General features: G+C 67.6%; 13 protein-coding genes and 1 riboswitch. Of the genes, 9 read left to right on the forward strand and 4 right to left on the reverse strand.

All coding sequences use genetic code 11. The features are described 5' to 3' along the window. Nucleotides 1–405: 405 nt before the first annotated feature. Nucleotides 406–1041 (reverse strand): GNAT family N-acetyltransferase, encoded by a 636-nt coding sequence (locus ACZ50J_RS03350; protein WP_464299872.1) that lies wholly within the window; start codon nucleotides 1039–1041, stop codon nucleotides 406–408. A gap of 154 nt (nucleotides 1042–1195) precedes the next feature. On the opposite strand from ACZ50J_RS03350, the gene ACZ50J_RS03355 reads away from it, so the two are divergent. The 4 genes from ACZ50J_RS03355 (at nucleotide 1196) to ACZ50J_RS03370 (ending at nucleotide 5488) form a co-directional block, all read left to right on the forward strand. After that, nucleotides 1196–2926 (forward strand): HNH endonuclease signature motif containing protein, encoded by a 1731-nt coding sequence (locus ACZ50J_RS03355; RefSeq protein WP_464299873.1) that lies wholly within the window; start codon nucleotides 1196–1198, stop codon nucleotides 2924–2926. A 107-nt stretch (nucleotides 2927–3033) separates the two neighbouring features. Then, a complete protein-coding gene (locus ACZ50J_RS03360) occupies nucleotides 3034–3489 on the forward strand; it encodes a carboxymuconolactone decarboxylase family protein (protein ID WP_464299874.1) in 456 nt (151 codons plus the stop codon). Nucleotides 3490–3553: 64 nt separating this feature from the next. Then, the gene (locus ACZ50J_RS03365) at nucleotides 3554–4630 is read left to right on the forward strand and encodes a DNA polymerase IV (RefSeq protein WP_464299875.1); all 1077 of its coding nucleotides are present in this window, start codon (nucleotides 3554–3556) and stop codon (nucleotides 4628–4630) included. 60 nt (nucleotides 4631–4690) lie between these two features. Beyond that, on the forward strand, nucleotides 4691–5488 hold the full coding sequence (locus ACZ50J_RS03370; protein WP_464299876.1) for an isocitrate lyase/PEP mutase family protein: 798 nt from the start codon (nucleotides 4691–4693) through the stop codon (nucleotides 5486–5488). Nucleotides 5489–5534: 46 nt separating this feature from the next. Here the strand turns inward: ACZ50J_RS03370 and ACZ50J_RS03375 are convergent, their stop codons facing one another. From ACZ50J_RS03375 to ACZ50J_RS03385, 3 genes are read right to left on the reverse strand one after another with little or no spacing between them, the layout of a single operon-like run. Continuing rightward, the gene (locus ACZ50J_RS03375; RefSeq protein WP_464299877.1) at nucleotides 5535–6197 is read right to left on the reverse strand and encodes a methionine ABC transporter permease; all 663 of its coding nucleotides are present in this window, start codon (nucleotides 6195–6197) and stop codon (nucleotides 5535–5537) included. Next, on the reverse strand, nucleotides 6194–7234 hold the full coding sequence (locus ACZ50J_RS03380; RefSeq protein ID WP_464299878.1) for a methionine ABC transporter ATP-binding protein: 1041 nt from the start codon (nucleotides 7232–7234) through the stop codon (nucleotides 6194–6196). Before ACZ50J_RS03380 ends, ACZ50J_RS03375 begins: the two co-directional genes overlap by 4 nt. Further along, the gene (locus tag ACZ50J_RS03385; RefSeq protein WP_464299879.1) at nucleotides 7231–8202 is read right to left on the reverse strand and encodes a MetQ/NlpA family ABC transporter substrate-binding protein; all 972 of its coding nucleotides are present in this window, start codon (nucleotides 8200–8202) and stop codon (nucleotides 7231–7233) included. The genes ACZ50J_RS03380 and ACZ50J_RS03385 overlap by 4 nt, the downstream gene beginning before the upstream one ends. A gap of 99 nt (nucleotides 8203–8301) precedes the next feature. Then, nucleotides 8302–8431: riboswitch (SAM riboswitch) on the reverse strand. A gap of 128 nt (nucleotides 8432–8559) precedes the next feature. Between ACZ50J_RS03385 and ACZ50J_RS03390 the strand changes: the two genes are divergently transcribed. From ACZ50J_RS03390 to nuoH, 5 genes are read left to right on the forward strand one after another with little or no spacing between them, the layout of a single operon-like run. Continuing rightward, on the forward strand, nucleotides 8560–8976 hold the full coding sequence (locus tag ACZ50J_RS03390) for an NUDIX hydrolase (RefSeq protein ID WP_464299880.1): 417 nt from the start codon (nucleotides 8560–8562) through the stop codon (nucleotides 8974–8976). Nucleotides 8977–9036: 60 nt separating this feature from the next. Further along, entirely contained in the window at nucleotides 9037–9501 is a 465-nt protein-coding gene (locus tag ACZ50J_RS03395; RefSeq protein ID WP_464299881.1) for an NADH-quinone oxidoreductase subunit A, read from the forward strand. 7 nt (nucleotides 9502–9508) lie between these two features. Then, the gene (locus ACZ50J_RS03400) at nucleotides 9509–10081 is read left to right on the forward strand and encodes an NADH-quinone oxidoreductase subunit B (RefSeq protein WP_464301303.1); all 573 of its coding nucleotides are present in this window, start codon (nucleotides 9509–9511) and stop codon (nucleotides 10079–10081) included. Then, nucleotides 10078–10617 (forward strand): NADH-quinone oxidoreductase subunit C, encoded by a 540-nt coding sequence (locus ACZ50J_RS03405; RefSeq protein WP_464299882.1) that lies wholly within the window; start codon nucleotides 10078–10080, stop codon nucleotides 10615–10617. Before ACZ50J_RS03400 ends, ACZ50J_RS03405 begins: the two co-directional genes overlap by 4 nt. Beyond that, nucleotides 10618–11583 carry an NADH-quinone oxidoreductase subunit NuoH gene (nuoH, locus tag ACZ50J_RS03410; RefSeq protein ID WP_464299883.1) on the forward strand — a complete coding sequence of 322 codons (966 nt, stop codon included), beginning with the start codon at nucleotides 10618–10620 and terminating at the stop codon, nucleotides 11581–11583. Nucleotides 11584–11601: the final 18 nt, after the last annotated feature.

An 11601-nucleotide genomic window follows, 5' to 3' on the forward strand; every position in this document is an offset into this window, starting at 1 on the left:
TGTTCCCGAGGGTTCGCAGCGCCTGGTGCATGCTGAGCGGATGACGATGATGCCCAACTCGTGGCGTCAGACCGCCCGGGGCGAGGGCCGCGTCAGTCAACGATCCTGAGACGTGGCGGTTCTGCGGTTTCCGGCGCTGGGTCCGCGTCGGCGTCCGGTGTGTCGTCCCGCACTGCGTCCGCTCGCACCCACTGCGGGTCGCTGCCATAGCCGGCGAACGCGGGCAGCACGCACAGCCACTCGCCGTCGTCCCGTTCCTCTCGGTCTTCGACTGACGCAGGGATCCACACCGGGTTGCCAAAGGGATCTTTTCCGGCGCGGAATGAAACGTGTCTGATTCCCATTCCTCAGAACGTAGCACTCATGTTCGACAACGAGGCGCCCTCGCGGTGCGCGACCTCACCCTCAGGCCAGTCCGAAGAACGGTCGACACGGATCGAAACCGCTGACAGACAGCCTCGTTCGTGGTTGCGCCGACCAATCGGATCGACCCAGGACGAGGTGCTGCAGGTCAATCGTCTCGGTCCCGGTGTCGTGTGACCGGATTCCGTCGTCGCGGTAGCCGAGGTGCCGACTGACGCCGAGGGACGCATGGTTGGTGACGAGGGCTGAGGTGATTGCCTTGTCGGCGCCGAGTTGCTCGAACGCGAAGGCCAGGGCGAGCTCGCGAGCTTGGATGCCGAATCCCTTGCCGCGAAAGGGTTTTGCGATCCAGGACGCACTGTCGACGGTGCGCTGCTGGGTGAACCGCGTGCCCTCCAAGGTCTGTATGCCGAGCGGTTCGCCGCCTCGCCATACGCCGAAGTCGAGCACCCAGTCGTCGATCGACCAGAGTCCGCGGTGTCGCCAGATGCTCTGCACCAGCCGGCGCTCGCGGTCGACCGCGAGCGGCATCCCGGGCAGTGGCGGGTATGCCGGGTCCAGGTCGAAATCATCCGGAAAGATCGCCACGAGGTCGCCGATGTCCGCATCACGCACCGGGCGCAGCGTGAGGTTCGAGTCGGAGACGGCGAAGTCGTCGAACGGCCACGAGGAACGCATTGCAGCACTCTTTCAGAGGGAGTGCCGTCGGTCATCCCGTATATGTTTGTGGCAGTGCTGCATGAGATGACCTATTGCTCAAAACTGTTGTCACATCTGAAGATTGCCGCATTTATCTCTTGTTTGAGAATTCGAACATGCGTATGATCAGGGTATGTCCAAGCAGTCGTCGCTGATCCCCGGTGAGAGCATCGCACGGGCATCCGTCGACGCACTGTTGGCGACCGCGCAGACACTCCTGCGAGAGGCCGCGGACCGGGTGCGTGAAGGGACGGTTGAGGTCTCGCGCGACGAGCTGATCGACCAGGTCGTGGCCTGTCAGCGAGTCCAGAACACCGCGTGGGCGGCGCAGTCCGTGCGCCTCGCGCAGGTTGCCGCGATCGAGGAGGTCGTGTCGCCCGGTGCGACGCCACGAGAGGTCCGGCATGCGATCGGCACGTATGCCGACGAATGGTTGCCCCAGGAGATCGGCGCGCGGCTGGGGTGGTCCGACCGGCAGACCACCAACCGCCTCGGCGATGCCGTCGACGCGATTCGTTGCACGCCAACGCTGTTCGAGCTGACTGCCGCCGGCACGCTCGACCCTCGCAAACTCGATGTCGTCGCTGAGACCCTGCGGGAGGCGTCGCCCAGGGTTGCCCGAAGGGTCGAGTCCGAGCTGCTCGCCGCGATCGACGATGCAACGGCGCCGCAGAGCGACGACTCGCCACCCGCGGACGATGCCGGCGAGCCTGTGCCGCTGACGTCGACCAAGCTGGTGCGGCGCACCCGGCGACTGCTCGCCGAGCTGTCGCCCGCCGACGCCGCCGCTTCGGCCCGAAAGCAACGCGCCGAGGCCATCTGCGTCCAGGCATTCCCGCATCACCAACCCGGGCTGAGCACCGTGCAAGCGATCCTGCCCACCGAGGACGCCATGCGGGTGCTGGCTGCCGTCAACGAGTTGGCCAGGCAACTCCACCAGGACACGATCACCGGCAAGAGCCTCGACGAGTGCCGGGTCGACGCCTTCCTCGACCTGCTGCTTGGGAACGTTTCGATCAGCACCACGTGCGTGGTCCAGGTTCCCGTTCGGTCGGTGGACGAGCATGTCGAGGCGGCCAGGGCGACCGGACTCCGGTCTGATGAAAGGGACGAGTCAACGTCGTCCCTCGTCGAGGCGCACGTGGAGGAGTTGTTGCGCTGCAGCGCACGCGACAGCCTCGATGAGCTGATCCGGCTCGACACACCGACCACGTCGCTCCTGGAGCGCAGGCCGTGCACGGTGGAAGCACTTCTCGACCCGAACTCCGGCGGCCGCATCGTGCCACGGGTCCGAGTCGTCCTCGGTGCCGAGAACACCGATCAGCTGCACGCGCGGCCCGACAGGGACCGACCACCGGAACGCCCACCCGGAAATCACCCGACAGACGATCACCCGGCCCAACGAACGCGCGCATCAACACACTCTCCGCATACCGCCCCGCGTTTCCGCATCGGCGACGTCCTCGTCGAGGGCCTCGGCATCATACCCGCGGCGGTGTTGACCGAGCTGTGCCAGAGGCTGGGCACCAGACTGACCCGCGCACTGGTCGACGCGAGAACCGGTGCGACAGTGGAGACTTCGGACGTCACCTACCGTCCCGGCGCCCGGCTCCGACGATTCGTCGTCACCCGTGATCAGCACTGCCGATTCCCCGGCTGCATCCGACCGGCACGGCTCGACGACGTCGACCACGTCGTGCGCTGGCCCGACGGGACGACGACCGCCGCCAACCTGCAATGTCTCTGCCGGCACCACCACCGCGCGAAGCACGAAGGCGGCTGGGCCGTGTCGATGACGGCTCAGGGCGTCTGCACCTGGACCAGCCCGTCCGGCCGGCGCTACATCACGCGTCCCGCTGATTGAGCCTGCCGATCAACAGCTCGCGCATTGATTCTCGCCTGCATGTCACATTCCGTCGGCGCCGTACGTCTCGTGTGGTGAACCAACCACCCTCTGCACAAGGAGCACCCATGGAACCGCGTATGACGAACCCCGCCGGCCTGCTCGACCCGTCCGCGACGAAGGGCATCCTCGCCCTCGCCGCGGCGGTGCGTGGCCAGGGCGTGCCCGATTCGACTCTCGAGCTGGTGCACCTGCGGGTCAGCCAGATCAACGGCTGCTCGTGGTGTTTGCAATACGGCCTGGAGAACGCCAAGAAGGCGGGGGAGAGCGACGAGCGACTCATCTCGATCGCCGGCTGGCGCGACGCGCCCTACTTCACCGACGACGAACGCGCGGCGCTCCTGCTCGCCGAGCACATGACCCGGATCGCCGACAGCCTCGACCCGGTTCCGGACGCCGTGTGGGACGAGGTCGCCGACCGGTATGACGAGAAGGCACTTGCCGCGCTGGTCGCCTGGGTCGCCACGACCAATCTCTTCAACCGCATCAACGTCACCACCCGCCAGGTCGCCGGCACACGCTGATCGCCCGGAGGGCCGCCCACGGTCACCGCACCATGGCAGGCTTGCGCCGAGCGAGGTGAGCGGTATGACGTCCTGGGTCCTGCACGTCGACATGGATCAGTTCCTTGCTGCCGTCGAGATCCAGCGTCATCCCGAACTCGCCGGCAAGCCGGTCGTGGTCGGCGGGCGCGGCGACCCCACCGAGCGGGCCGTCGTCTCGACCGCGTCCTACGAGGCGCGCGAGTTCGGCATCCGTTCGGGTATGGCGCTCAAGATCGCGGTGAAACGATGCCCGGACGCCGTCTTCCTACCGGTGGACTTCCCTGTCTACGAAGCTGTTTCGGCTCGAGTGATGCAAGCGCTCCGAGACTTCCCGGGCACCGTCGTCGAAGTGCTCGGTTGGGACGAGGCCTTCGTCGGCGTCGACACCGACGATCCCATCGCCACCGCGCACGCAGTCCGCGCTGCTGTCCTCGACGCGACCGGACTGCACTGCAGCGTCGGTGTCGGCGACACGAAGGTACGCGCGAAGGTCGCCACCGACCTCGGCAAGCCGCGGGGCGTCTTCCAACTGACCCGCGACAACTGGCTGGACGTGATGGGTGACCGACCCGTCCAGGCTCTCTGGGGCATCGGAAGTCAGACCTCGAAACGACTGGGAACACACGGGATCCGGAATGTGCGCGATCTGGCAGCCGCCGCCGACGAGACCCTCGCCGCCGAGTTCGGTCCCAACACCGGTCCGCACATCGGTCGCCTCGGACGCGGAGCCGGCAGCGCGGTCGTCGACGACACGCCGTGGGTCGCGCGGGCCCACGGGCACGAGACCACCTACCAGCAGGACCTCACGACACCGGACGAGATCCGTTCCGCCCTGGGCGAACTCGCCACACTGGTCGAGCAGGACATGCGCCAGGAGGAGCGCCCGTGCCAGCGGGTGCATCTGAAGATCAGGTTCGCGCCGTTCTTCACCTTCACCCGGGTCCGCAAGCTGCCGGAGCCGACATACGACCCGGCGGTGATCGCGGACACGGCGTTCGCGCTCTACACCAAACTCGCCGACGAACGACCGGTCCGACTCCTCGGCATACGCGGCGAGATGGTCCCTCCCGAGGGTGGGTATGACGCACCGCGCACCCACGGGCGTCGCGGCAATCCGTGACCACCGTCCACGTCGGAAACTCGCCAGTCTTCGTGACGGAACATGTCTAGCGTGGAGCCCATGACACAGACCGAACGCGCCGCCACCTTCCACGCACTGCACGACGACCTCGTCGTGCTCCCGAACTGCTGGGACGCGGCGTCGGCCGCTGTCATCGAGCACGCGGGGGCGAAGGCGCTGGCGACGTCGAGTGCCGCGGTCGCCTGGTCGCTCGGCACGCAGGACGGGAACATGCTCGACCGCGAGCTCATGCTGGACCACTTGCGCCGGATCTGCGCGGTCGCGACCGTCCCCGTCTCGTGCGACATCGAAGGCGGATTCGGTGACAGCACAGCGGATCTCGCCGAGACCACCCGCCTGGTGATCGAGGCCGGCGCCGTTGGCGTGAACATCGAGGACGCGCTCGCCGGCGCACTGCGTCCGGTGGACGAGGCCGCCGATCGCGTCCGGGTCGTGCGCGAGGCGGCCGACGCCGCCGGAGTGGAACTGTTCGTCAACGGCCGGACCGACAGCTACCTCCTGGGCTCGGCCGACTTCGACGACACGGTGGCGCGAGCCGCGGCATACCTCGAGGCGGGCGCCAATGGCATCTTCGTGCCCGGTGTGACCGACGTCGATGTCGTGCAACGGCTGACCGCCGCGATCGATGCACCCGTCAACATCCTCACGGGTCCCGGTGCCCCGGCCGTTGCGGACCTGAAGAAGGCCGGGGCGCGCCGGGTGTCCGCAGGATCCTCCCTCGCCGGAGCGATCTTCGGCCACATCGAGCGAGCCGCGCGCGAACTCCTCGACGCGGGCACGTATGACGAACTGGCCGCCCCGAAGACCTGGGGCGAGATGAACGCGCTGTTCACGTAGCCGGTCTCGATACGCGCCTCGTCCCTCGGCGCTACTCGACCCGCAATTAACGGCGAAGTGCCTTCCGGGCCAACGCATTGCCGCCGAACTGCGCCAGCTGGACCAGGACGACGATCACGGCCACTGCGATCCAGGTCACGCCCCAGTCGAAGCGGTGGTAGCCGTAGGTGATCGCGAAGTCCCCGAGCCCACCACCGCCGACCGCGCCGGCGATCGCCGTCATGTCCACCACCGCGACGAAGATGAACGTGTAGCCGAGGATCAACGGGCCGAGTGCCTCGGGCACCAGCACCGAGCGGACGATCTGCCACGGTCCGGCACCCATCGCCTCGGCGGCCTCGATGACACCGGGATCGACTGACACCAAGGACTGTTCGACGATCCGGGACACGCCGAAGGTCGCAGCGATCACCAGCGGGAAGAGCACGGCCCGGGTGCCGATGGTCGAACCCATCGCGTGCAGGGTCAGTGGCGCGATCGCGGTGACGAAGATGATGAACGGGATGGGCCGGACGATGTTGACCAGCACGTTCAGGACGGTGTTGATCGCGCGGTTCTCGATCAGGCCGCCACCGCGGGTGGTGAAGAGCGCGACGCCGAGAAGCAGCCCCAGGACGCCGCCGATGAGGATCGTCACGACCGCCATCAGCAGGGTCTGCCAGATCGCCGTCTGGAAGGTCGGCCACAGCGTTGACCAATCAGTCGTCATCGCAGCGCTCCTTCCACCGTGCCGGCTGTGTGCAAGGCGTCGACGGTCGCGCGCACCCCGGCCTCCGGTCCGCGCAGGGCGAGCGTGAAGGAGCCCAGCGACTCGTGCTTGAGGTCGGTGATGCCGCCGTGGACGATCTCGAAGTCGACGTCGTGCTCCCGCGCAGCGCCACTCAGGATCGAGCCGAAGGCACGCTCGTCGGTCACGGCGACCGTGACGAGCGTGTCGTCATACTTCTGCCGAAGTTGTTGCAAACGCTGCGAATCCGGACGGTTTCCGACGGTCGCGGCGACGAACCGTCGCGTCGTCTCCGCCTGCGGTGCCCCGAGTATGTCGCGCACCGCCCCCACCTCGACGACGCGCCCCGAGTTCAGCACGGCCACCCGGTCGGCGATCGCGCGCACGACGTCCATCTCGTGCGTGATGACCACGATGGTGATCCCGAGCTCTTCATTGACCCGTCGCAGCAAGGCGAGGACGTCGCGCGTCGTCTCCGGGTCCAGAGCCGACGTCGACTCGTCGGCGAGCAGCAGGTCCGGGTCGGATGCCAGCGCCCGGGCGATCCCGACCCGCTGCTTCTGCCCACCGGACAGCTCCTCGGGGTGGGCCCATGCCTTGTCGAGCAGACCGACGAACGACAGCAGCTCGGCGACCCGATCCTCCTGCTCGGCCCGACCCAGGCCGGCGAGCTGCAGCGGGTATGCGACGTTGCCGAACACGGTGCGTGATCGCATCAGATTGAACTGCTGGAAGACCATCCCGGTGCGACGACGTATGGCGCGCAACGGTTTTCCCTGCAGGCGCGTGATGTCGACCCCGTCGACGACGACCGAGCCGGAACTGGCCTGTTCGAGTCCGTTGAGGAGCCGGACCAACGTGCTCTTGCCCGCACCCGAGTAGCCGATGACCGCGAAGATCTCGCCGCGGTGGATCTCGAGATCCACGCCGTCCAGTGCCCGGTGTGCCTCGTCGCCCTTCCCGAATACCTTCGACACCGCGTCGAGTCGAACCACCGGATCCGGTGGAGTCGTTGTCATTTCGAGCTCACCGTCTTCTCGTAGCCGGTCAGCAGGCGCCGCAGCTCGGCGGCCGGCCGGGTGACCGGGACACTGGTGTTCTTGGACTCGGCGACGACGAGCCGCTGCACGCGTGGGTCGTGGTAGAGCTTCACGATCTCGGCATACGTCGGGTTGTCCTTGTCCGCCGCCCGGGAGACGATCACGTTGATGTAGGGCTGCGCGGTGGCCGACTTCGGGTTGTCGGAATAGAGCGCCTTGCTCGGGTCGAGGTGGCCGTCGAGCGCGAAGTTGTTGTTGACGACGGCTCCGTCGACCGAGGACAGCGAGGTCACCGTCTGGGAGGCGTCGACCGGGGTGACCTTCACCTTGGAGGCGGCCTTGTCGATGTCGGCCGGTGTGGACACGATGCTCCCGCCGCCCTTGAGCTTCACCAGACCGGCCTTCTGCAGCACGAGCAGGGCCCGCGCCTGGTTGGTGGCGTCGTTCGGGATCGCGATGCTCGCGCCCTTCGGGATCTGTGCCAGCGAGGTGTGCTTCTTCGAATAGAGGCCCAGCGGCACGACATACGTGGATCCGATGGGCGTCAGGTCCTCGTGTGCCTGCTTGTTGTATCCGGCCAGGAAGACGAGGTGCTGGAACAGGTTGAGGTCCAGTTGTCCTTGTGCGACAGCGGGATTCGCCTGGGTGTAGTCGGAGAAGTTGACCGTCCGGAGGTCGATGCCGTGCTGCCGCGCGAGCTTCTTCAGCACCGGCCAGTAGTCCTGGTCGGCGTCGGTCACGCCGATCTTCACCGTGGTCAGCCGCGTGCCGGACGACCCGCTCGCGGTGGCGCGTCCGGTGGCGAATCCGCCGCCGGCGCCGATCACCAGGGCAATGGCGGCCGCACTGAGCCAGGTGCGTCGCGGGTGGCCCGGTCGCGGCGGCAGTTTCGGCCGGTCCGGCAGCGGCGGGACGCTCGACGGGTCGGTGGGTGTGTTGGCTGACATGCTGTCCTCGGGGTCGCGGGTATGTCGCTGGTATGACGGGGCGCCCGGCCGTGCTCGAACTCGCCCGCACGCGATCGGCATACGGACGGGACAGGGGAACTGCCGTGCTTGCCGCACCGCGCGATCGATGGATCACGCACTGCGGCCTAGTCATTCACCTGGGGCACCCCGCCACGTGCGTGAGGGTTGCCGCCCAGCAAGCCAGGGCTTGTCGCTGGGTCTCGTGACTGCGTCAAACATAAGCAAGCGTTACCGAATAAGTCAAAAGCAGTAGCGTTGCTACCTGGTTGTGATGTGCCTCACAGGCGCGTCGCGGCGCCTCGGCGGGTCGGGCTGGCGCCTCGTTACGCTCGAGGCATGCCAGCCCCGGAGATCGTCGTCAGCGCCGTGGTGTTTCGGGACCCGGGCGGCAAGGTGCTCACCGTCCGCAAGGCCGGCACCGCGAAGTTCATGTTCCCCGGCGGCAAGCTCGAGCCGGGGGAGAGTGCCATCGACGCGGCGGTGCGCGAGGTCGGCGAAGAACTCGACATACGCGTGCGCGCGGCCGACCTGCGCCCGGTGGGGACGTTCACCTCGGCTGCCGCCAACGAGCCCGGGCACTCGGTGACGGCCACGGTCTTCGAGCACCCGTACGTCCCGGTCGATGCGCCGGCAGCCGAGATCGCCGAGCTGCGCTGGGACGACCTGTCCGCCGATGCGCCCGACGATCTGGCGCCGCTCCTCGCGGACCGGGTTTTCCCGGAGTTGCGGGAGACCGGCGGATCCGACGCCTGAACCGTCCCAAACCGGGAGCGCCTCACCCACAAGACAGCACCCGCTGGTTAGGCTGCCCGGGTGTCCTCGGGAGTGACCGGTTACTTGGTGCTGCTCGGCGTCGGTGTCGCCGGAGCGGTGCTTTTCGTTGCCGCGATGCTCTCCAGGCGCCTACTCGCGCCGCGTGCGCCGAGCCTGGCGAAGCTCACGACCTACGAATCGGGCGTCGATCCGGCGACCGGCGGATGGGCGCAGACCCACTTCCGCTACATCACCTATGCGCTGCTGTATGTCGTCTTCGCGGTCGACGCCGTCTACCTCTTCCCGTGGGCGCTGGTGCTGCGTGACCACGACCTCGGCGTCGCCAGCCTGGTGGAGATGGCGATCTTCATTGCCGTCGTCCTGGTCGGCCTGCTGCATGCCGCCCGCCGAGGTCTGCTGACCTGGACCTCACCCCACGAAGTTCTCCCCCGCTCCGCTCCTCCGATACTTCGCGGGGACCCCGAGTCCGAAACCAGTGATGCCAGGGGACAACGTGACCACTGACCTGCCCATGCCCCGGGTCGGCGTCGGCCAGGCCGCTGCGCCCAAGCCGATGCGACTCGTCCTCAACTGGGGCCGGCGCTATTCCCTGTGGGTCTTCAACTTCGGGTTGGCCTGCTGTGCTATCGAATTCATCGCCGCATCGATGGCACGCCACGACTTCATCCGACTCGGCGTCATCCCCTTCGCGCCCGGCCCTCGTCAGGCCGACCTGATGGTCGTGTCCGGCACGGTCACCGACAAGATGGCGCCCGCGGTCCGCCGGCTCTACGACCAGATGCCCGAACCCAAGTACGTCATCAGCTTCGGCGCCTGCAGCAACTCCGGCGGTCCCTACTGGGACTCCTACTGCGTCACCAAGGGTGTCGACCAGCTGATCCCCGTCGACGTCTACGTGCCGGGTTGCCCGCCGCGTCCCGAGGCGTTGTTGCACGGCATACAGGTGCTGCAGCAGCAGATCGCCGACGAGAAGCTGCAGACCAAGGGACTGCGCGCCAAGCTCGGCGGGTATGCCGGGCGCAAGGCCTCCGCCGCCGAGGTGAGCCGGCCGCTGGTCGCACCTCCGACGGGGGAGCAGCAGTGACCGACACGACCTACGAAATCCCCTCCGTCACCTGCGAACCCGACGCATGGACCGCCACGTTGGAGCGGGTCCGCGGCGAAGGATTCGACTTCTTCGATTTCCTGACCGCCGTCGACCAGACCGACGCCGAGGAGGCACCCGGTTTCGATGTCGTCGTGCACCTCTACGACATCACCCCCGGCGCGTTGCGCGAGACCCTCGTGCAGACCCGGCTCGCCGACGGCGGGTCACTGCCCAGCTGCACGCCGTTGTGGGCAGGCGCCGCCTGGCACGAGCGCGAGACCCACGAGATGTTCGGGATCGGCTTCGACGGCTACACCGACGCGAGCCACGGCAAGCTACGAAAACTGTTGCTGCCGGACGGTTTCGACGGTCACCCCCTGCGCAAGTCGTTCGTGCTGGTCTCCCGTGCGAGCAAGCCATGGCCCGGCGCCAAGGAGCCCGGCGGTGGCGGCACGGACGGCAAGCCGGCGCGTGCGCCGCGCCGTCGCATGCAGCCGCCCGGCGTTCCCGACGAGTCCTGGGGACCCAGGTAAATGGGGTCCGACATTCTTGAAATCGTCCTGCGCTCGGTGTGCATCCTGGCGGCGTTCCTCGTGCTGCCGCTGCTGGTCGGGCAGACCGAGCACAAGGTCATGGCGCACATGCAGGGTCGGCTCGGACCCATGGAGGCCGGCGGATTCCACGGCTGGGCGCAGCTGATCGCCGACGGCGTGAAGTTCGCCCAGAAGGAGGACATCGTCCCGCTGGCCGCGGACAAGAGCGTCTTCCGGATGGCGCCGGCCCTCGGCATCGTCTCCTACCTGCTCGCGCTCGCGGTGATCCCCTTCGGACCGGACTTCTTCGGTGCGGATGTGCCGGGCGGCCTGGTCTGGGTGCTCGCGGTCAGCGGCATCGGCACGGTCGGCACGCTGATGGCCGGTTGGTCCAGCGGCAACAAGTACTCCCTGCTCGGTGGCATGCGCACCGCGGCGCAGCTGGTGTCCTACGAACTGCCACTGATTCTGGTGAGCGCGTCCTTCGCCATCGCCGCCGGCTCGCTGTCGCTGGTCGGGATCGCGCACGCCTGGAACCCGTGGTGGCTCATCTGGCAGTTGCCGGGTGCGCTGGTCTTCCTCGTTGCGGCCACCGCCGAGCTGCAGCGGCCGCCGTTCGACATGCCGGTCGCCGACTCCGAGCTGGTCATGGGGCCATACACCGAATACACCGGCCTGCGTTTCGCGCTCTTCCTGCTCGCCGAATACGCCGGCATCGTCGTCATGTCGTTCCTGCTGGCGACGCTCTGGCTGGGCGGCTGGACCGGACCCTTCGACCACGCCCTCGGCTGGCTGTGGATGCTCATCAAGGGCGGCATCTTCGCGTTCCTGATCATCTGGATCCGCGTCGCCTGGCCACGGCTGCGCGAGGACCAACTGCAGCGGGTCGCCTGGCTAGGTCTCGTCCCGATCGCGTTGCTGCAGCTCGCAATAACGGCAGTCGGAGTGGTGGTGACCTCGCAGTGAGCAAATTCCTGAGCGGCC

The organism is Flexivirga sp. G2, assembly GCF_055397625.1.

Bases quoted from the DNA above. Each gene is read 5' to 3' on its own strand.
- ACZ50J_RS03355 (WP_464299873.1), top strand. From the start codon at position 1,196: ATGTCCAAGCAGTCGTCGCTGATCCCCGGTGAGAGCATCGCACGGGCA.
- nuoH (WP_464299883.1), top strand. From the start codon at position 10,618: ATGGGGTCCGACATTCTTGAAATCGTCCTGCGCTCGGTGTGCATCCTG.
- ACZ50J_RS03390 (WP_464299880.1), top strand. From the start codon at position 8,560: ATGCCAGCCCCGGAGATCGTCGTCAGCGCCGTGGTGTTTCGGGACCCG.
- ACZ50J_RS03375 (WP_464299877.1), bottom strand. From the start codon at position 6,197: ATGACGACTGATTGGTCAACGCTGTGGCCGACCTTCCAGACGGCGATC.
- ACZ50J_RS03380 (WP_464299878.1), bottom strand. From the start codon at position 7,234: ATGACAACGACTCCACCGGATCCGGTGGTTCGACTCGACGCGGTGTCG.
- ACZ50J_RS03365 (WP_464299875.1), top strand. From the start codon at position 3,554: ATGACGTCCTGGGTCCTGCACGTCGACATGGATCAGTTCCTTGCTGCC.
- ACZ50J_RS03385 (WP_464299879.1), bottom strand. From the start codon at position 8,202: ATGTCAGCCAACACACCCACCGACCCGTCGAGCGTCCCGCCGCTGCCG.
- ACZ50J_RS03370 (WP_464299876.1), top strand. From the start codon at position 4,691: ATGACACAGACCGAACGCGCCGCCACCTTCCACGCACTGCACGACGAC.
- ACZ50J_RS03400 (WP_464301303.1), top strand. From the start codon at position 9,509: ATGCCCCGGGTCGGCGTCGGCCAGGCCGCTGCGCCCAAGCCGATGCGA.
- ACZ50J_RS03360 (WP_464299874.1), top strand. From the start codon at position 3,034: ATGGAACCGCGTATGACGAACCCCGCCGGCCTGCTCGACCCGTCCGCG.
- ACZ50J_RS03350 (WP_464299872.1), bottom strand. From the start codon at position 1,041: ATGCGTTCCTCGTGGCCGTTCGACGACTTCGCCGTCTCCGACTCGAAC.